The organism is Gracilibacillus timonensis, assembly GCF_900086715.1.
GTDB classification, from domain to species: domain Bacteria; phylum Bacillota; class Bacilli; order Bacillales; family Amphibacillaceae; genus Gracilibacillus; species Gracilibacillus timonensis.
This window is the reverse complement of sequence record NZ_FLKH01000007.1, coordinates 44,537-65,632: the sequence shown is the minus strand read 5'-3', so window position 1 is coordinate 65,632 and position 21,096 is coordinate 44,537. Positions and strand designations below refer to the sequence as shown.

The following is a 21,096-nucleotide window of genomic DNA, read 5'->3' as shown; positions in this document are numbered from 1 at the left end:
TATCGAATAACAGGACTAATCATAAAATGGACTGTTTTTATCCTCCAGCATCGTTTCCAATAGTACGTTAACACCCTCTAATTCATTTACAACTGTCAAGCTAATATCTAACGCTTCAAAAATAGGACGGATGATTTCGGCATAATCATCTGCTCGCATATATACCTGCTGAGGTAACTGTTCTATGCTTTGCAAGAAGTGAAAGGATTTTTCTTGCAATTCGGATATGCTATCTCCCAATTCAGTAATGTTAAAATGCATCACCAACTGACTTTCTTGTTCCACCATTACGAACATATGAGGGAGGTATGGTCGTGAGTTTGGCGTATCCTGCACTGGTTCTGGAAATGGAACAATCCCTAATTCCACGTTTTGCGCTAATGGTGATTTTTCTTTTTTTAGGCGTTTTATTTCTAATTCAGGTATGTTTAAAGAGACATCGAAAGACTCATTGACCTCTTGGATCAGATCATCAATGGACAGATAAATATCTTGACCTTTTTGATTAACAGCAAATATATGATCTCCCGATTCTGGAACGTCTTTGTCTTTCAATTCCTTAATCATTATACGAAGTACGGGTAAAACACTAATTAATAAGAGTGCTTCTTCATGATCAATCATCCATGGCATTTTATTAGGTGCTAAGCTGAGAAAGGATGGCCATTCATGTTTACCCCGATAGCTTCTGCCAAGACTTTTAATTAAATCATATTCTTCAGGCTCCAGCTCGTCACGATTATTGAGGTAAACAGTAATGGCACGCTGTCTCAAGTCTATTGATGGCTCTTCCTCTTCCGTGCTTTGAAAAAATTGTAAAAGCGCTTTGCTGCCAGGGAAAAAGCTAATGCCATACGTAACCTCGCCATTACCCATAATCGACGCATACATATAGTCTCCTAATTCAGTAGACCATATACCGACAATTTGCGTATCTGTTAAGGTTTCCCAAGGTTTTAATTGTTTTATTTCCTCTATGTAGTCAAACAGAAGGTTCCATTCCTGTTCCGTAGGCGAATGTTTTTGTTGATAAATCTCCTCATTCTCTAACTCATACTCCTCCTCCATCTCTTGAAATGGTTCTAACATAAAGTTAATATCATCCAACAGTAACTCATTCTCTGAATACTGCTCGGTGTCTAGTGGAAGTTCAAGTTGTTCGTCCCATTCTTCCAGCTCTGGTTCCTCAAGCTCTTCATCCCCCTCTGCTGCTATACAAACGGGTAAAGGATGGTCTTCAGAGGCAGTAAATTGTTTTTCCAATATGATTTCATGTTCCCAGTGATCACCGAGGTCATAGATATAGCTTACCCGATCATTCGGCTCTTGCAAAATAGCTCCCAAAGTAACCTCTGTTTCATCTAGATCATTTTCTTCACCGAAAATTCCTTCGATTATCGGGCTAATTGTCAAATTTTTTTGGTTGAAGATATGCATATGAGAGTTAGACCAGTCAAATGCTACTTGCAAATACATATGAAATTCTTCAAATGTTGTTTCTTCGGATACAAGTAATGTTCGCCATTTTGGATTTTCGACATGTTTTAGGTCGATCCGTAGTTGTAATGTCATAAAAGCACATCCTTCGGTAAGATTACTTGCAATATATCATTAATAGCGGAAAAAGTATAGGAAAGTTAATAAGTTTGGAAGCGTGTGTACCAATCTATGTTATAGAGGTTATTCAAGAAGCTTAATAAAAGATATATCTTTTAATATGGGTAACGATTAACTAGGCCAATACATAGAATAATATGAAAATGTAATGGAAAGGAGCCGGTTATGTATTATCCAGCTGAGTATTATCCGATGTATGATGAGACTAATCTTCTGCCAAACAGACAACCGAAAACGGACTTTGGCAAGCAACCTTTTGTTGTCAATATCGCAGAGGCGACAATGCAAAACCAAAATTATCGAACGGCACTTTGGACTGGAGAACATTTGCAACTAACCTTGATGTGCATTGCGCCAGGAGATGACATTGGATTAGAAATCCATCCGAGTACGGATCAATTTTTACGTTTGGAACAAGGGCAAGGATTAGTGTTGATGGGAGACCGTCAAGACAACCTGAATTACCAGCAATTTGTCTGCGAGGATTATGCCATATTGGTGCCAGCAGGTACATGGCATAACGTCATTAATATTGGAGAAAGCCCATTAAAGCTATATTCTATTTATGCGCCACCCCACCATCCTTATGGCACGGTCCAACCTACTAAGGCAGATGCAGAAGCAGAAGAACATCATCGATAAAAAAAGAGGAAACTCCGTTTATTCGGAGTTCCCTGTTTAGGATAATGGGCTGAATTCGTGAACCCAGACTCTCATTGTAGGGAGCCAGGGCATACCAGGATGTAGAGAAAGGATAGCTTCTTTATATTCTTCCAATGTAGCAAATCCTTCTCGTTGTGCATGGGCATCGGTTAGTTCGCCCAATTTTTGCTGGTAGACATTATCTATAACAAATTTTTTATTTTCTAAGGTCATTACCTCACCTATATCGGCATAGCGCCCATTACGTCTTGTCGCCGTTTTTTTGCCGGTTAAGACTTTTTTCACATCAGGTGGATTGGTCACAAGTCTTTCGATGGAACAGGTTTTTGGTGGTAATTGCGCCTGTTTCGTCATGATATTTTCTCCTTTCCTAAAAAAGATCTTCTACTATATTATAACGTTACCAAGGGGTAACAAACAATTGGAAAAGCTTTTATAAACATGTTTATTGATCAAAAAAGTGAACACTTCATGAATTTTATAGTAAAGGAATGGGTACTTTCTTAATAAATATACATGTACGTACATTTTGTAGAATTGACGTTAGTGAGGATTTAATGGTATATTTATAAGTAACAAACTTCCCATTTTATGAAGTTAAATTATGATACGTAGTTGTGCATACGAATTGTTGCAAAGGCTTACTTTTTCAAGCGATTTACAGGCAATGAACAAAGGACTTTCTCAATAGATTAAAGGGAAAGCAATGCGTGATTGTTTAAAAGGAATGGAGGAATAAAGAATGAATGAGAAGTTAAATCAGGCGATTGAAGATGGAAGGACCGTACTTGGTATTGAGATGGGGTCTACTAGAATCAAAGCCGTATTGATTGATGAAGAGAATCAATCCATTGCTTCCGGAAGCCATGATTGGGAAAACAGTTATATTGATAATATCTGGACTTACGGTATCGATGAGATTTGGAAAGGAGTACAGGATAGTTATCGCAATCTGGCTGCGGATGTAAAAGAGCGGTACGGTGTCATCTTGAAAAAACTCGGAGCGATTGGGTTCAGTGGAATGATGCATGGCTATCTAGCCTTTGATAAACAGGATCAGCTGCTTGTTCCTTTTCGCACATGGAGAAATAATATTACACAGCAAGCTTCCGAGGAACTAACGAATCATTTTAATTATAATATTCCACAACGTTGGAGCATTGCTCATCTCTATCAGGCGATCCTGAATCAAGAGGAACACGTAGCAGAGGTAGACTTTATCACGACATTAGCCGGATATGTGCACTGGAAACTCACCGGGAGAAAAGTACTCGGAGTTGGGGAAGCATCAGGTGCGTTCCCGATTGATCTTGAGACAAAGGGCTTTCATCAGGGAATGATTGATAAATTTAATCAACTTATTGCACCAAAACAATTGCCATGGAAGCTGGAAGAAGTACTGCCAGAGGTATTCGTAGCTGGTCAAGAAGCGGGCAGGTTAACGGAAGAGGGTGCAAGATTATTAGATGTGAGCGGTCAGTTGGAAGCAGGTATACCATTATGCCCTCCAGAGGGAGACGCAGGGACAGGTATGGTGGCGACCAATAGTGTTGCCGAACGGACCGGGAATGTATCGGCTGGCACTTCGGCTTTTGCGATGGTTGTACTAGAGAAGAATTTGTCTAAGGTTCACCCAGAGATTGACTTAGTAACCACACCATCTGGTAGTTTAGTAGCTATGGCCCACTCAAACAACTGTACCTCTGATCTAAATGCATGGGTTGGCTTGTTTGGAGAATTTGCTCAAGCGGTAGGAGTGGATATTGATAGTGATACCTTGTATCGTACTTTATTCCACCAGGCGTTAGAAGGGGATCCTGATGGCGGAGGATTATTGTCGTACGGTTATTTATCTGGGGAGCATGTGACTCATTTTGAAGAAGGACGGCCACTCGTGGTACGAGATTCTGACAGCCAGTTTAATCTAGCCAATTTTATGCGTACTCATTTAATGACGTCATTTGGCGCGATGAAGATTGGCTTGGATATTTTGTTAAAAGAGGAGAAGGCTCCATTAGAAGAAATGCTGGGGCATGGCGGAATCTTTAAGACAGAAGGAGTAGCTCAGCGTATACTGGCAGCAGCATGTAACGTACCTACATCAGTAATGGAAACAGCTGGTGAAGGAGGCGCTTGGGGCATTGCCTTACTCGGAAATTACATGATTCACCAGCAAGAGGGCGAGACGCTAGAATTGTTTTTAAAAGAAAAGGTATTTGCCGATCAAGAAGTAACCACTATTTCAGTTGAACCGCAAGAAGTAGCAGGTTTTGAACAGTTTATGGAACGGTATAAACAAGGACTTTCCATTGAAAGAGCAGCAATAGAACATTTAAGATAAAGAGGAACCCGTGCATTCAAAGTAGGAGTGCACGGGTTTTTTATACAGCCTCCATGGTTAGTCTGCGCTCAGGAATTGTTCTACATATTTAACAAGTAATAGCATGCTTATGGAAGACGTCAGGATTATAAAAAATGGACATTCTCATCAAATTCTTAGTTTTTTCTCAGCAGAATTTGAGAATTTATACTGTAAAGTAATCGTTAGAAAGGGAAGAAAGGAGACAATAAACACATGAAACATCTTATGACTGTATCCATGCTTGCGATCCTACTGGCAGCATGTAGCTCAACTAATACGACAGACATAGAAGGTCAAACAGAAGGAAACTCAACGGAGCAATCAACGGTAGAAGAGAATGAAATATCGAAAGCCGAGGACGAGGCTCATACAAATGAGGAAACGAATATAGAAAATCAACACGAAGAACAGACTAATCAAGCAGATCCATTCCCCGAGACAGAGGTATTGGCTCAGTATATCGATTTAGACCAATTAGAACAACAAATAGTGGAAGACAATCCAGGAAAACGGGTGATGCTCTTGGTATCTCCTGAAGGGGAAAAAGAATACAAAAGCGTGTTTATTAAAGAAACAATCCGTTTGAAAATAATTCCAATTGGCCCAGGGGCTCCACTATATAATGATACAATTTAAGTGTCAATCATCATGCAAAATAATCCCTCCAATGCGCTTATCAGGCGCTGAGGGATTATTTCTTCGAGATACAGCTAAAACCTCATCTATATGCTTCTTAAAGCCCCGTTCCAAGTAGAAAAAACTGTGATTGTTCATGATTATAGGTCACTTTTGAGAAATCAAATGGCGTACCATTGGCAAGGAAGAAAATACTTTCCATAATTAGCTTAGGATCAGCTGTAGGCAGCTTTAAGTATTCTGATTCCTCATCTGTCAGCTTCCCTGTCTTAATATACATTTCGGAAAAACCAATATTCAAACCTAATCCTTCGCGAATGTAATCAAAAATCGATTCGGTTACAATTTGCTTATTTAGATAGGTGACAATTGATTTATCATAATAAGATTCCTCTAGACAAAGAGTCTGACCACTGATATAGCGAATTCGTTTGACATGGTAAACATCTTGATCTTTCGCAATTTGTAAATTATCGGCAGCTTCTTGTGTGGGCTTTACTATCTCCAAGCTTATCATTTCCGTGGTAATATCAAATTCTTCTAAATCTTTTTTAAACCCTTGGTTAGATAATAGGTTTATGTACCCCCGCCGGCTTTTTCGTCTTACAAAAATTCCACTGCCTCGAACCTGAAAAATCAACCCTTTTTTTTCTAATAAATCTAGTGCCTTGATAATTGTGCTCTTGCTTGATGAAAAATTTTCCATCAAGGTTTCTAAGACTGGCAGCTTAGATCCCTGTTGAAGTTGGTGCTGTTCGATATAATGTTCGATTTGATTGGCGATTTGTTGGTATTTCAACATGGATGATACCTCACATTCTATGGATAACTAGTAAAATTATATCATACGTTAAACCCAATAGACAAAACAAAAAATGAACAATGACATTATATATGTATTGACTAATTATAACGGTACAATTATAATGTTTGTATAAAATCCTGAAGGGAGTACGGAGACATGGCGGAAAAAGTGAGAGATTACACCAAGCTAGCCGGTGATATTTTAGAAGCGGTTGGTGGAGAGGAAAACTTGGAAAGCGCAACAAGATGTGCGACCAGATTACGCCTTGTTTTAAAACATACCGATCCAAAAGCTAAAGAAAAAGTAAGTGCTATGCCTGGTGTTATCACCGTTGTAGAAAATAGTGGTCAATTCCAAGTCGTCATTGGTCAGCACGTTGGCGAGGTATATGACGCACTTGCCAGTCAGGCCGATTTCGAAGCGGGCGACGGTGAAAATGAAAATAAAGGGACGATTCTTAACCGTGTCATTGCCACAATGTCAGCGGTATTCGCGCCATTTGTGTATATTTTGGCTGCGGCTGGTATTTTACAAGGTACGCTTATCTTAATTAATTTGATCTTTCCTGCCTTTGGAGAAACTGGAACGTATGAAGTATTCAGCTTTATGTCTTGGGCCCCGTTTACGTTCTTGCCGATTTTTATCGCGATAACGGCCTCCAAACACTTTAAAGTCAATACTTATATTGCCGTTGCGGCGACAGCGGCTTTGGTTACACCGGAATGGGCGGATATGGCGTCCAGGATTTCAAGTGGAGAAACAATCACCTTCTTAGGAATTGCCTTATCAGAAACAACATATACATCTTCTGTATTGCCGCCATTATTCTTGGTTTGGATCTTATCGTATGTAGAAAAGTTCCTTAACAAGAAAATGCCTGAGGTGGTACGACCATTATTTGTACCATTTTTTAGTATTGTCATCATGGTGCCAGTTGTCTTATTAGTCATTGGACCACTATCTACTTGGGGTGCAAATGGCATTGCTAATGGTTATAACTTTTTAGCAGAAGCATTTCCACCGTTAGCAGGCGCCATAATCGGTGCGTTTTGGCAGATTCTTGTTATTTTTGGAGTGCATTGGGGGATTACGCCGATGGTACTTTCCAATTTTGAACAATATGGGATGGACTCCTTTCAAGCGTATCAAACGATTGCTGTTGTTGCGCAGGTCGGTGCTGTATTAGGGGTTGTGCTAAAAACAAAAAATCGTGAAACAAAAACAGTAAGTACCTCTGCTGGTATTACGGGAATCTTTGGTATTACAGAACCAGCAATTTATGGGGTCACACTGCGCTTTAAGAAACCGTTTATTTATGGATGTATCTCAGGTGCCGTAGGTGCGATTGCAGCCAGCTTCTTTAATCCCTATTATTTTGCCTATGCTGGCTTGCCAGGGCCAATAACGATTGTGAATGCCATTAATATGGATGAGTACCCAATGTCAATCTTCGGTATTTTACTTGGTGCGGCGATTGCTATTGTGTTACCAATCATTCTTGTACAAATCTTTGGTTATGGAGAAGATACGGCGAAAGAAGGAAGTAAGGAATTAGCAGCAGAACAAGGATCAACAGAAGCGACAGATACGGGTGCCTCTAGCCAAGAAGCTGCACCTAACGAAGAAGAAGTACATGCGCCATTAACAGGGAAAGTAATCCAGCTTGGTGATGTGCCTGACGAAGTATTTAGTTCAGGTGCCATGGGTCAAGGAATTGCCATCGATCCTATTGATAATAAACTATATGCACCAATTGACTGTAAGGTGGCCATGATAGCACCAACGAAACACGCTATCGGTTTGCAAACTAAAACAGGTGTAGAGATATTGCTACATGTAGGGTTAGATACTGTTGGTTTGGATGGGGAGCCATTTCAAGTAAAAGTGGAAGACGGTCAAGAAGTACAACAAGGCGATGAGTTACTAGAGTTTGACCAGGCGTTTATTAAAGATAAAGGATTACAAACAATTACCCCGATTATCGTAACAAACATGGGTGAGTTTCAAGAAATAGTGTCAGAAGATGTCCAACAAGTAACGGCTGGAGACAAATTATTTACGATTGTAAAATAGGAGGAATATGATATGAGTAAATTACCTGAAGATTTCTTATGGGGTGGCGCACTAGCTGCTCATCAATTCGAAGGTGGATGGAATGCTGATGGAAAAGGACCTAGTGTAGTAGATGTGTTAACCGCGGGAGCAAATGGTGTAGCCAGGCGAATTACCGATAAAGTGGAACCTGAAGAATTTTATCCTAATCATGAAGCGATCGACTTTTATCATCATTATAAAGAAGATATTGCGAAGTTTGCCGAAATGGGATTGAAATGTTTACGGACATCAATAGGCTGGAGCCGTATTTTCCCTAAAGGGGATGAAGCAGAGCCTAATGAAGCTGGATTACAATTCTATGATAATGTTTTTGATGAACTGATCAAGTATGGTATTGAACCAGTGATTACCTTATCACACTTTGAAATGCCATTACACCTAGCCCGTGAATATGGTGGCTTTCGCAATAGGAAAGTAGTAGATTATTTTGCCAAGTTTGCCGAGGTTTGCTTTAATCGTTATAAGGATAAAGTGAAATATTGGATGACTTTCAATGAGATTAATAATCAAATGGACGTCCGAAATCCACTGTTTTTGTGGACCAATTCAGGTGTAACCGTTGAAGAAGGCGAAGACGCCAAAGAAGTGATGTACCAGACGGCGCACCATGAGTTAGTAGCAAGTGCTTTAGCTGTTGCTAAAGGGAAAGAAATTAATCCAGCTTTCCAAATTGGTGCGATGGTTTCCCATGTGCCAATTTATCCTTATTCATCCAATCCGGAAGATGTCATGCTTGCTGAGGAGTATATGCGTGATCGTTACTTTTTCCCAGATGTGCAAGTGCGCGGATATTATCCAAGCTATGCCAAGAAGGAATTTGAGCGTAAAGGCTATGATATCGTGATGGAAGCTGATGATGAGGCAATATTACAAAAAGGAACTGTCGATTATCTTGGATTTAGCTATTATATGTCTACCACTGTAAAAAGCGGTGATGTGATGGATGATTCGGCTGATGTAACAAATGGCGGTTTGCCACATGGAGTGGAAAACCCATATATCAAAACCAGTGACTGGGGCTGGGCGATCGATCCGACTGGATTGCGTTATACGCTTAATCGCTTCTATGATCGTTATCAATTGCCGATGTTTATCGTTGAGAATGGTTTCGGAGCGATCGATACGATAGAAGCCGATGGTTCGATTCATGATGAGGCACGAATTAACTATTTACGTTCCCATATTGAGGCATTAGAAGAGGCCGTGATTTATGATGGAGTGGACTTGATGGGGTATACTCCTTGGGGAATTATTGATATAGTTTCCTTTACAACCGGAGAGATGAAAAAACGTTATGGCATGATCTATGTTGATCGTGACAACAAAGGAAATGGAACGATGGAACGTTCTAGGAAAGATTCCTTTGAATGGTATAAACAAGTGATTGCGACAAATGGAGCAGATTTAAGTTATCATCGTAAGTAGAAACGGGGAAATCTTGAGATCCATTAGCGATTTGCTTAGTAAATGAAATAACCATTTATTAAAACCTAAGTCTAGTAGCGATATGTTGACGGTGCTAGGCTTTTTATTGCTGAAAATGATATAGCTAGTTATTGTATTTGTCCTATATATTCGGTAAGATAAAAATTATCAATGAAGAAAGGGCAGGTGACAGAATGGTTTATAAACAAGGCAGTGAACTTACTAAAGAAATCCAATCAACAGAGGTGTATTCAAATGAAGTAGCCATATGGAGCTTGGGTCAGTCTGGCGTTATTCTGAAGGATAAGGATACAACTCTCTGCATTGATCCTTATCTAACCTATTCGATTGAGACAGGCAATCCAGATTCAGATGGAAAAAGAAGCTTTGCGCCACCACTAGAGCCAAGGCAATTGCAAGATATCAACGCGGTACTTATTACACATTTTCATGCGGATCACATGGATTTAGAAACGTTAAAGCCCATAGCGAAGGTGTCCGAAAAGACGAAATTCGCAGCCCCTGCTTCTCATGCCGATCAGCTTAGTGAACAGGGAATTGATCGATTGATTCGAGTGGCAGATGAATCAAGCTTTGAGATCAATCAGATAAGAATTACTCCTGTAGAGGCAGCCCACACTGAGTATGAACGGGATGAAGAAGGGAATCCCTATTATTTTGGCTATTTTATTGAAATGAATGGTGTGCGTGTTTTTCATAGTGGAGACACCGTTGCAACCAAAGAAATTTTGGAAAAGGTACAAGCCTTAAAGCCTGATGTTGCATTTTTGCCGATCAATGGTCGAGATTATGCGCGTACGGATAAAGGTTTGATTGGTAACATGAACTATCGAGAAGCGGCCGATTTTGGTGTAGCCGTTGGAACAGATTTGATTATCCCCAATCATTTTGACATGATGCCGAAAAACAGTGAGAATCCAGCCTATTTTGTTGATTATCTTTTTTCACACTATCCAGATCAGAAGTTTCATATGTTTACTGCAGGAGAGCGGTTGATTTATCGGAAATAGTAATTTTGATAGCGATTCAAACTAGTAAGGTATTAGCAAGGGGCTGAAAGTGTTGGTGAAGGCATTATTAATTGATCTAGAAGGTACGTTATATTTCAAAAACAGACCGATTGCAGGGGCAAAGGAAGCAATAGCGCATGTAAAAGATCTTGGGATTCCATTACGATTTCTGACTAACACAGATTCCAAAACCCCGAAGGACATGGAAAAGAAACTACAGCAAATGGGATTTGATATTACGGAAGCAGAGATTTTTACTCCAGTAACTGCCATGTTGCGATTTTTCCAAAAACAGGACTCAAAGAATGGGTATTTTCTCGTTAGCTCAGCGCTGCAGAAAGTAGTTGCGCCTTATGCTGTGGAACAGACATCGGCAGATTATGTAGTGGTTGGTGATTTTCGTGATCAAATGAATTATCAAGTTCTGAATAAGGCGTTCCAACATATTATGGCTGGTGCGGAAATTATCGCCCTGCAAAAAGGGAAATATTTTATTAGGGAGAATGGCTATAATCTGGATACCGGTTCCTTTGTCCAGATGTTAGAATACGCTTCGAACAAGGAGGCATACGTATTAGGAAAGCCCAGTAAGCAATATTTCTCCTTAGCACTTGATGAGCTTGGGGTAACAGCGGAAGAAACTGCTGTAGTAGGTGATGACCAGACAACAGATATACTAGGGGCAGAGGCCGTTGGTGCTACAGGGATTCTTGTTAAAACAGGAAAATATGCGGAAGTAAATGGGAGTCAAGTCAAAGTTGAACCGAATAAAGTGATTGATTCCATAAGCCAACTTCCTCTGATTTTAAAAGATATCTAAATCGAGATAATTGATAAGGAGGGGTTGCTGTGCATTTTTATATAGCCTCAAGTTTTAAAAATAGGAAAAAGGTAAAAAGAACTTGCTAATAAATTAAAGCAGAGAGGTTATACCTATACTTATGATTGGACTCAAAATGAAAAAGCCAATTCTTTTGAGAGGTTATCTAATATTGGGGAAAAAGAACGTGAAGGGGTAAAGAATGCAGATTTTTTCATTATTCTATTGCCAGGAGGTAAAGGGAGTCACATTGAATTAGGGATTGCTCTTGGACTGGGAAAACGAGTTTTTTTATATTCACCGGCTAATGATATATACGAATATGATAAAACATGCACTTTTTATCATATAAAAGGTTTAAATCGTTTTGTTGGAGCATTTGACTCGTTTACGGATTATTTATTAGAACATGAAGATTTAAATTGGAATGACATTTAATAAGTTGGTTTAAATAACTTTAGGCATGAGCAAAAGATAATAAGAAAAACCGGGCAAAATTCGCCCGGTCCTTTACCGACCACTCAAAGAAGTTAATGAACTGCCGATAAGATGGATGATGTAAAGTAGTTTGCTTTCTTTAGTGGTGAGTTTGCCCGTTTTTTTGTGCTAGGCGAGCGCTGCGGGAATATGCTGCGCTTTCCATGGGGACGGCTTCAGCTAACTAAAAAGAAAAGCACTTTTTAGTGGATCTTCAGCTCGTCCTGTTCCCATAGGAGTCTCCGCATATTCCCTCCGCTAGGTAAAAGTATAACAATGGTTGTTACTGCTAGAATGAAGGGTTCTAGGTACCTAGACAGTATTGTAGCAAAAGGAGAAAATCGTCAGCTGATTCTTCGGTTGCGTAATGATCATGCTACAAATATAAAAGTCATAACGTAGGATCAAACCGTTCTCAGAAAAAGGTTATGCGGTTTGCTTATTGGCAGAAATATAGTGTCTGGAACACTTCATCTTCGCAACCATTCGATTGTAGTGCTACTACCCAGCGGAGGAAATAGGTGGAGACTCCTGCGAGAAAAGCGCAGTGTGAAGACCCCGCAGGAAGCGATCTTTGCTGACGAGGAGGCTAAAGCCTTGTCTCGCGGAAAGCGGAACCTATTTCCGGAGCGTTTCCTAGCATTGACAAACAATCAACTTTACTACATGGAATAATGGAACTAGATACTTTACATCATACATCTTATCGGTATCACCATTCGTTCAAGATCAAAATCGGTCCACATCCTTTCATACTCAGAATTTTATACTTTCTTATTTTTCAAGAAAAAAGAATTGGGAACCACTCCAACTCCTCTTTCACTACGTTTACATGCTTCACGAGATTATTTTCACATCCATGTTTTAGAATGGAATGGTGGTTTTGTCGATAGGATCATCGCTTATCTTGTTCCTGTTAAAGCAAGGGTTATCCAATACCGAATATTCAATTTATCTATCGTGTGTGGTTAAAAAGTGAATGATCAAACAATCGATAAACAGGACAAAAAAGTAACCTTTCTCTGCTTTGGTAGTCATTCCGCAATCAAATCTCATGAATAGTAACGACAAACAGTGGTATGTTATGCTAAAAGAAATATTATAGCTTAACGTCAAAAACGCCATTAAATTTACGAGGTGATACAAATGATAACCGACCAGAATCCAGGATGGCATTTACGTCATAAATATCAGGATCTTCCTGATATTTTCTATTCTTCCGTTGGTCCGACCGAAGTAGCGCAGTCGAAAATCGTTCTCTTTAATGAGACATTAGCCGAGGAACTGGGGTTGGATGACACCCTGCTTCGTCAACTTCCAGACATTTTCACAGGAAATCAGTTGCCAGATGAAAGTAAGCCAATTGCTCAAGCATATGCTGGTCACCAGTTTGCTTCTTTCACCATGTTAGGGGATGGAAGGGCTGTCCTGCTAGGTGAGCAGCAAGCCGACGATGGAAGATTGTATGATATCCAATTAAAAGGTGCTGGGCGAACCCCTTATTCACGGGGTGGAGACGGACGGGCAGCATTGGGTCCTATGCTTCGAGAATATTTGATTAGTGAATCTATGCATGGACTGGGTGTGCCAACTAGCCGAGGATTAGCGGTAGCCACCACTGGGGAAAAGGTATATCGAGAAGAGGTCTTGCCGGGCGCAGTACTGACAAGGGTAGCGGACAGTCATATTCGTGTTGGTACCTTTCAATATGCGCGCCAATGGGGAAGCAAACAAGATTTGCAGGCACTAGCGGACTATACGATCGACAGGCATTATCCAGAAATTGCAGAGGACGAAAATAAATACTTGTCCTTCTTACACAAAGTGGCCGAAAGACAAGCCGCTTTAATTGCAAAATGGCAGTTGGTTGGTTTTATACATGGTGTAATGAATACCGATAACGTAGCCATTAGCGGGCAAACTATTGACTATGGTCCCTGTGCCTTTATGGATCGCTATGATCGCCAAACGGTTTTCAGTTCGATTGATCTCGAGAGGCGTTATGCTTATGGAAATCAACCCGAGATAGGCGCTTGGAACATGGCGCGTTTTGCTGAATCTTTGTTAATACTGATCGATGAAGAGGAGGAAAAGGCACTTCCACAAGCAAAAGAGGTTATTCAAAACTATTTAAGCTTGGTAGAATCCTATTGGTTGGATGGTATGAGGGCTAAATTAGGGATCGTAGATAAAACGGATGAAGATAAGGTGCTAATCGAGCGGTTGTTGAATTTAATGGAGCAGCATCGTGCCGATTTTACCAATACTTTTCGAGCCTTGACGCTTCTACAATTTGATCCTGCCTCAAGATTGTTTCAAGCCAAGGCCTTTCAAACATGGTTTCAAGAATGGCAAAGTAAATTGGCGCTGCAGTCAATGACTGTAACAGAAGCTTATCAACTTATGAAACAGCATAATCCTTCTGTTATTCCAAGGAATTATTTAGTTGAAAAGGTATTGGACGAAGCAGTGTCCAATAATGATTATCAGCCTTTGTATGACCTGTTGGCAGTTATGCAAAATCCTTATGCCTATACAGAAATGCAAGAAGCATATGCCGCTGATCCACCTGACGAAGCCTATCAGACTTTTTGCGGTACGTAAGCAAGCAGACGAGTCGAACTTGTCTGCTTTTTCACTTCTATCTAAACATGGTATACTAAGAAAAAAACGACAAGGATTGGTTATACCATGAGTGAACACTATTATGAAATGAAGCTGCGGCAGGCAGAGGATTATTTTCAATCATTACAAGCACAAGCAACCTCCAGTCATTTCGTCGATGCTTTGATAGATGACTTGCAACAATATGAAAAGTCCAAACAAAATATATGGGTGAACTTGGATAAGAGTGCTTCTCAGCTTGGACCATCACTCCTTACACAACTAGCTAGAGCTGGAATGTTGGATCATTACTTATTTCGCAGTGTTTCTTATATTTATTTACGGGATTTAGGGCGAGACGTTACTACACCAGTTATGCAAAAACGAATAGCAGAGATAACCAAAAGCGTGAAAGGTTACCTGAAAAAAAAGCAGCAGCGACTGTCCTTTGATTTAGCTGAATTATACCGATTAGCACAACAAGAATCGCTGGAAACTGTTTTTTTCTGGGTAACAGACAAGTTATCCAATATTTCTACATTAATGCCAGAAGGTATGGATCCCGCAGAAGCCAAACGTAAATTGATTAAAATTATTGCAGGCGTAGTGATCCACGAAATCGAAGAATTAAAGGATGAAACATCGTTGCATATAAGACAGCAACGGCTGGATCATGCGGTACGTATTGGTTATTATTATGGTTTAACGTATCCATTTATTGATGACCTACTGGATGCAGCTATCTTATCTCCGCAAGAAAAACAGAATTTCAGTTTTTTTATTCGGCAAACGTTATTAACTGGAGAGGTTGTTCCGCTTGAGGCTCAAGATTGGCAAGAGCAGAATCGTGATTTGATTCAAGCGGTACATGATGAGTTGGCGGAGGCGTTTACTTTTTTGAAGAATAATCAACCAGTTGAACGAGTGCAAGACTTTTTAGATAATGCCTATCTTTTCTTTCAGTCACAGGAAATTGATCGTAACAAGTGCCTGGATGATCCTTCCTACACAAACCATCAGTTATATGTGCCAGTCATTCTTAAATCAGCATCTTCGCGACTCATCGTGCGATCCTTTCAATCCTATTCCGAGGACAAACAAGTGGAGGATAATCTATTTTATTACGGTATTTATAATCAATTGTCAGATGATTTGACGGATTTACAGCAAGATTTAGCGTTGCAGAGTGTGACGCCGTATACCTATTTTCTAACCTATGCGGATGAGCAGGCGGAAATACGCAATCCCTTCCTGATGTACTGGTCGGTTATTTATTCTTTTATCCATACGGTTCATCAAGGAAAGTCAGAGATACGAAACCTGATATTGGACCGTGTGATTAATGGTTTGCAACGCTTGCAGGATCGGCTGGGTAAGGAGCGTTATCAGGCAATCATGCAGCAAATTTCCTTCGATGCCCGCTTTGATCAAGTCCTAAACCAAGTCGTTCAAAAAACAAAAAATGTAGCCTTTTTTGATAAATTAATGCGCGATCAATTATTAGATACTTTACGGAAAAAAAAGCAAGCGAAAGAACATTTTCTATCCATTATGAAAGATACCAAGTGGCAAATAGACCGTTATTTAAGACTGGATTCGCCTGAAAATGATTTGGAGAAGGCTGTTAATTACAGCTTAGAGGGCAATGCAAAGCGGGTTCGCCCGATTATGACCTGGGTAATGGCAAAAGAAGGGTTTGGACTAAGTGAGGCATTTATTCTTCCACTGGTGAAATCTGTAGAGTACATGCATACCGCTTCGTTGATTTTCGATGACCTGCCTTCTCAGGATAATGCCCCAACTAGAAGAGGTAGACTGACACTACATGAGAAATATAACCATGCACTAGCAGAATTAACCGCCTTATGGATGACACAGAATGCCGTCGAGGAACAGGCATCGATGAAAGAGGCTGATCCGACACTGGTGCTACAGCTTATCGCTTATTCCACTAGGACAACACAAAGGATGTGTCAGGGACAACTAGTTGATTTAGAGGCAAAAGGTAAGATATTACAGCTAGCAGAGTTGAAAGAATTATCGGTATATAAAACAAGTCTTGGATTCGAAGCGGCACTGATGATGCCATTAATTATGGCAGACGCACCAGAGGAAATGAAGCAGGCTGCTACTCAATTTGCCTATCATGCGGGTATTGTTTTTCAAATCAAAGACGATCTATTGGATGTGGAAGGAGAGAGTACAGCGTTAGGTAAGCAAGCTGGGCTTGATCGACTGAACCAAAGTGCAACCTTTGTCTCTATACTGGGAATAGAAGCGGCAAAAAAGGAAATGTGGGAGCATTATCAAGAAGCTGTCCTTTGTCTCAAACAGCTTCCTAGCTTGTCTTTCTTTCAACAGCTGCTAGATTTTATCTTATTCCGTAAGCATTAATAACGAGTCATGGTTAAATAGAAAATAAACACTAATAAGCCACCAAATCCAATGATATATGCTAGGAAAACAGGGTTAAATAAAATTGGGTGTTTGGCCGTTATTTTGGTATCTTGATCATGTTCCTGTTCTTGCTCATTAACCGTTTTACCAACGCGAATGGTATAGATAAGGCCAGCTACGCCAACGATAACGACAAGAATCGATAAAAAAATAACCACGGGTTTGGTCACCACCTTCCGCTTATTGATGATTAGTTTGTTACAGAGCATGTGAAATTATGCAAGAATGTTTTTTATTTTCTTTGGCAGTTATGTTATATTAGTATGAGGTACTAAATCGTAAGTCACACCGGTTGTGAAGGAGGATATAATGGATAATTTATTAAAACTAAAGGATAAGAATATTGTCATAATGGGTGTAGCAAATGAGCGCAGTATTGCGTGGGGAGTGGCGAAATCTCTTCATCAAGCTGGTGCCAATTTGATTTTTACATATCGGAAGGAACGTTCGTTAGCGAAATTACAGAAAGCGTTAGACAAAAACGAGATAGAAGCAAGGCTGATTGTTGCTTGTGATATTAATCATGATGAACATATCAAAGAGGCTTTTGCGGCAATTGGAACAGAAGTTGGTACCATCCACGGATTGGTTCATTCGATTGCTTTTGCTCATGGAGAAGATTTAAAGAATCGTTTTGTGGAGACAAGTAGAGAGGGATACGCCTTTGCTCAGGATACCAGTGCTTATTCCTTAATTGCCGTCGCCCGCGAAGCACAAACTTTGATGACAGAGGGTGGTTCGATTATTGCCATGACCTATCTGGGTGCGGAGCGTGCCGTGCCAGGTTATAATGTGATGGGCGTTGCGAAGGCCGCGTTGGAATCTGCGGTGAAGTATTTAGCCTTAGACTTAGGTGAGCAGAATATCCGAGTCAATGCTATCTCTGCTGGAGCGATCCGTACCTTAGCAGCGAAAGGAATTCCGTCTTTTAACGAAATTTTACACAAAATAGAGGCAGAAGCCCCATTAAAACGAAACGTAACGCAAGAAGAAGTTGGCGATATGTCTCTAGCCATGCTCAGTCAACTAGCTCGTGGTGTAACGGGTGAAATTGTCTATGTTGATTCAGGTTATAACATTCTAGGGTAAACCATGATCCATCAGCACACCTTTGCCCTGCTGATGGATCATTTTTGTCACAGTATGAAGTGTCCGGAAAATCCAAGAAATTAGGTGAGGGATGAACATTAAACATCCACTTAAGCCTCGCGCTTATCTATCAGTGGGGCTGTGTAGCAGGCTAAGTTTGCGACAGCCATAACGTCTGCGCTACTACGTCCTGTGTGTTAAAAACCCTTCCACTGATGACAGTCTCGTTTTATCAAGTACACATAGAGATGGAGAATCATAATGAAAAAACGATTAATGTGGTTGATTTTATTAATAGTTGTTATTTGCAGCGTGTTTTTTATTGCCTTTGATTTTAAACAGACTTTGACCGGTAGTATGGCGCCTGGCTCAAGCACTTCTGTTCTTAGTCATAGCTTGCCGGAGAACATTATGGATCGATTCTGGTTGATTGATGAGGTCGATTTAGAGGCGGAGTCGGCATTGCTCATTGAGGCAGATACAGGGCATGTCCTGTATGAGCATAATAGTGAGTTATCCGTACCTACAGCAAGTATGTCGAAAATGATGTCTGAAGTCCTTGTATTAGAGGCGATTGAAGCGGGGGCACTTGACTGGGACGATACCGTCAAACTCAGTGAATACGCCTTAGCTATCTCAAATCATCCCGGATATGCCAGTGTTGGTTTGTCGGATGATCAAGCCTACACGGTGCGCGAGTTGTTTGAGGCGATGGCTGTTTCTTCCGCAAATGGCGCCACAATCGCTCTTGCCGAAGCAGTAAGCGGTACGGAACAAGCCTTTGTACAGGAGATGAATTTGAAAGCAGCGGAACTGGGACTAGAGGATTCCTCGTTTGTAAATAGTACGGGACTAGACAATTACTTATTAGGTGATTACTATTCTACCGGTAACCTTAATGATACAAATAAGATGTCAGCAAGGGACCTGGCGAGTCTCGCAAGTTATTTACTGGATACGCATCCTGCCGTATCACAGGTGATGAGTCAGCCACAATATAGCAAAGGGAATTTGACCTCTCCCAATACGAATCAAATGCTATCTGGTGAGTTAGCCTATGATGGTGTGGACGGCTTAAAGACAGGTTATACGGATATCGCTGGTTATTGTTTTACTGGAACTGTGGAGCGTGATGGCGTGCGCTTAATCTCTGTTGTAACAGGAACATCGAGTGAAGAACAGCGTTTTATTGATACGGCCTCTCTATATGAACAGGCCTATGATTTAATCGATAATTGGTGAAAACAGTTGGGAGGCGAGGAGAGATGGGGAAAACTGGCTGGATTGTTTATAATGGCAATTTATACACCAAAAAATTCTCTGAACAAGTAGAATGGCTGCTCTATAGCGCCAAACAACTGAATATCGAAATGGAGGCAATCGCTAACCATGACCTGCTGGTGATGACCGATCAGACCGGGCCTACCCTGTTGACAGACAAACAAGCCCCTGATTTTGTGTTTTTTTGGGATAAGGACTTGTTTTTAGCCAGACAGCTGGAGCATCAAGGGATACGCCTTTTTAACAGCGCCAGAACGATTGAAATTTGTGATGATAAGGCATTGACCCATGTAGAGTTAGCCAGCCATGGTGTTCCAATGCCTCGAACGATTATTGCGCCAAAGGTATATGTAAAGCTGGAGGATGATCGCCACCTACAGAAGGTAATGGAGACAATCGGATTTCCGATGATTATTAAGGAAGCATTCGGATCATTTGGTGAGCAAGTTTATTATATTGAAAATGAAGAGGTATTACGAAAAAAGGTTCGTGAACTCGGTAACACTCCCTATATTTTTCAAGAATATCTCCCATCAAGCTATGGTAAAGATATCCGTCTGCATGTGGTTGGTGATCGGGTCGTGGCGTCGATGCTGCGAAAATCAGACGATAACTTCCGGGCAAACGTAACAGCGGGCGGGCAGATGTTTCCTTATCAGCCAACTAAGGAGGAGGAAGCATTAGCCATAAAAACTAGTCAGTTGGTTGGTGCCGATTTTGCCGGAGTGGATTTATTGTTTGGTCCCAAGCAAGAGCCGATTGTTTGTGAAATCAATTCAAACGCTCATTTTAAGAATATCTATGATTGTACAGGGATAGATATAACAAAGGATATGCTTTCTTATATTAAGGAGCAATTATCATGAATGGATGGTTGATTTATCGAGAGGAAGACGCAGAGAGGAATCAAGGGTTTATCACATGGCTGCAAGAAGAAGCGATTGAACAAGGTATTAACCTCAAGCTTGTGCTCTATCATACCCTTTCCTATGGTGTAAGGGATGGTGAGCTATTTGTAGATGCATGCTCTACTCTTCCTGATTTTGTTATGATGCGGGTGATGGACTCTCTATTATCCCAGCAATTTGAATACTTACAGATACCAGTTTTTAATAAGGCGAGGGTAGCCGAGATTGCTAACAATAAGGCCAAGACACATCAGCTCTTTGGTAGTTATGGTATTGCGATGGCGGACACCTATTTCTTGGCAAAAGATCAAGTGAATGCTTATGCGATGGAGCACCCGTTTATACTGAAAGAAGCAAAAGGCAGAAGCGGAAAACAAGTGTATAAAATAGAACAGCAAAAGGACCTGCCTAACGTAGATGGGGAACAATATATAGTCCAAGCAGCTGCTGTATATGGCAAAGATTTACGTGTGTTTGTGATGGGAAATGAAATAATTGGAGCAGTTCTGCGCTCTTCTGATCATGATTTTAAGTCCAATTATTCATTAGGTGGAACGATTAAGTTGTATACCTTATCTGAACAAGAAAAAAATGTGGTCAAACAGATTATGGATATTTTACCGGCCGATTTTATCGGAATTGATTTTGTTTTTGATGAAAAAGGAAGGCTGTTGCTTAATGAAATAGAAGATGTGGTGGGCAGCCGCTCTTTAGTAGATTTGACAAATATCAATATTGCCTCTATGTATATCAGATATATAGTAAGCACACTGTTGAATGGTAGTCGAGCGAGAGGAAAGTGAGAA

General features: G+C 40.5%; 17 protein-coding genes and 1 pseudogene. 14 read left to right on the top strand and 4 right to left on the bottom strand.

Translation table 11 applies throughout. The annotated features are described in order from the left end of the window. Positions 1-15 precede the first annotated feature (15 nt). A complete protein-coding gene (locus BN6556_RS00875) occupies positions 16-1,572 on the bottom strand; it encodes a plasmid pRiA4b ORF-3 family protein (protein WP_066185957.1) in 1,557 nt (518 codons plus the stop codon). A gap of 237 nt (positions 1,573-1,809) precedes the next feature. Here BN6556_RS00875 and BN6556_RS00870 point away from each other — a divergent pair, with 237 nt between their 5' ends. Continuing rightward, positions 1,810-2,259, top strand: a complete 450-nt coding sequence (locus tag BN6556_RS00870) for a cupin domain-containing protein (protein ID WP_235817425.1) — start codon at positions 1,810-1,812, stop codon at positions 2,257-2,259. Between the two features lie 36 nt (positions 2,260-2,295). Here the strand turns inward: BN6556_RS00870 and BN6556_RS00865 are convergent, their stop codons facing one another. Further along, positions 2,296-2,634 carry an ASCH domain-containing protein gene (locus tag BN6556_RS00865; protein ID WP_066185951.1) on the bottom strand — a complete coding sequence of 113 codons (339 nt, stop codon included), beginning with the start codon at positions 2,632-2,634 and terminating at the stop codon, positions 2,296-2,298. A 388-nt stretch (positions 2,635-3,022) separates the two neighbouring features. Between BN6556_RS00865 and BN6556_RS00860 the strand changes: the two genes are divergently transcribed. Continuing rightward, positions 3,023-4,621 (top strand): xylulokinase, encoded by a 1,599-nt coding sequence (locus tag BN6556_RS00860; protein WP_066185949.1) that lies wholly within the window; start codon positions 3,023-3,025, stop codon positions 4,619-4,621. Between the two features lie 234 nt (positions 4,622-4,855). After that, positions 4,856-5,278, top strand: coding sequence for a putative periplasmic lipoprotein (locus tag BN6556_RS00855; protein WP_066185946.1), 423 nt, complete (start codon positions 4,856-4,858; stop codon positions 5,276-5,278). A 97-nt stretch (positions 5,279-5,375) separates the two neighbouring features. Here BN6556_RS00855 and BN6556_RS00850 read toward each other — a convergent pair whose 3' ends face one another. Continuing rightward, on the bottom strand, positions 5,376-6,080 hold the full coding sequence (locus BN6556_RS00850) for a GntR family transcriptional regulator (RefSeq protein WP_066185944.1): 705 nt from the start codon (positions 6,078-6,080) through the stop codon (positions 5,376-5,378). A 159-nt stretch (positions 6,081-6,239) separates the two neighbouring features. Here BN6556_RS00850 and BN6556_RS00845 point away from each other — a divergent pair, with 159 nt between their 5' ends. From BN6556_RS00845 to BN6556_RS00815, 7 genes and pseudogenes are all read left to right on the top strand, one after another. Further along, entirely contained in the window at positions 6,240-8,156 is a 1,917-nt protein-coding gene (locus BN6556_RS00845; protein WP_066185941.1) for a beta-glucoside-specific PTS transporter subunit IIABC, read from the top strand. A 12-nt stretch (positions 8,157-8,168) separates the two neighbouring features. Further along, entirely contained in the window at positions 8,169-9,623 is a 1,455-nt protein-coding gene (gene bglA, locus BN6556_RS00840) for a 6-phospho-beta-glucosidase BglA (RefSeq protein ID WP_066185937.1), read from the top strand. A gap of 194 nt (positions 9,624-9,817) precedes the next feature. After that, positions 9,818-10,654, top strand: a complete 837-nt coding sequence (locus tag BN6556_RS00835) for an MBL fold metallo-hydrolase (protein WP_078059867.1) — start codon at positions 9,818-9,820, stop codon at positions 10,652-10,654. Positions 10,655-10,709: 55 nt separating this feature from the next. Beyond that, positions 10,710-11,474 carry a TIGR01458 family HAD-type hydrolase gene (locus BN6556_RS00830; protein ID WP_235817424.1) on the top strand — a complete coding sequence of 255 codons (765 nt, stop codon included), beginning with the start codon at positions 10,710-10,712 and terminating at the stop codon, positions 11,472-11,474. A 138-nt stretch (positions 11,475-11,612) separates the two neighbouring features. Next, positions 11,613-11,912: pseudogene (locus BN6556_RS00825) on the top strand (group-specific protein); the annotation flags it as partial. Positions 11,913-13,097: 1,185 nt separating this feature from the next. After that, complete coding sequence (locus BN6556_RS00820; protein WP_066185928.1) at positions 13,098-14,555, top strand: protein adenylyltransferase SelO; 1,458 nt, start codon at positions 13,098-13,100, stop codon at positions 14,553-14,555. An 87-nt stretch (positions 14,556-14,642) separates the two neighbouring features. Continuing rightward, the gene (locus BN6556_RS00815) at positions 14,643-16,949 is read left to right on the top strand and encodes a polyprenyl synthetase family protein (RefSeq protein ID WP_066185926.1); all 2,307 of its coding nucleotides are present in this window, start codon (positions 14,643-14,645) and stop codon (positions 16,947-16,949) included. Here BN6556_RS00815 and BN6556_RS00810 read toward each other — a convergent pair. Continuing rightward, entirely contained in the window at positions 16,946-17,182 is a 237-nt protein-coding gene (locus BN6556_RS00810; protein ID WP_130860243.1) for a hypothetical protein, read from the bottom strand. The genes BN6556_RS00815 and BN6556_RS00810 overlap by 4 nt on opposite strands. 139 nt (positions 17,183-17,321) lie before the next feature. On the opposite strand from BN6556_RS00810, the gene fabI reads away from it, so the two are divergent. The 4 genes from fabI (at position 17,322) to BN6556_RS00790 (ending at position 21,093) form a co-directional block, all read left to right on the top strand. Further along, positions 17,322-18,101, top strand: a complete 780-nt coding sequence (fabI, locus tag BN6556_RS00805) for an enoyl-ACP reductase FabI (protein WP_066185919.1) — start codon at positions 17,322-17,324, stop codon at positions 18,099-18,101. A gap of 261 nt (positions 18,102-18,362) precedes the next feature. Then, positions 18,363-19,343: a D-alanyl-D-alanine carboxypeptidase family protein gene (locus tag BN6556_RS00800; RefSeq protein ID WP_066185917.1), complete on the top strand. Its 981-nt coding sequence runs from the start codon at positions 18,363-18,365 to the stop codon at positions 19,341-19,343. A 23-nt stretch (positions 19,344-19,366) separates the two neighbouring features. Continuing rightward, positions 19,367-20,248 (top strand): ATP-grasp domain-containing protein, encoded by an 882-nt coding sequence (locus BN6556_RS00795; protein WP_066185915.1) that lies wholly within the window; start codon positions 19,367-19,369, stop codon positions 20,246-20,248. Then, complete coding sequence (locus BN6556_RS00790) at positions 20,245-21,093, top strand: ATP-grasp domain-containing protein (protein ID WP_066185912.1); 849 nt, start codon at positions 20,245-20,247, stop codon at positions 21,091-21,093. Before BN6556_RS00795 ends, BN6556_RS00790 begins: the two co-directional genes overlap by 4 nt. The last annotated feature ends 3 nt before the right edge of the window (positions 21,094-21,096 follow it).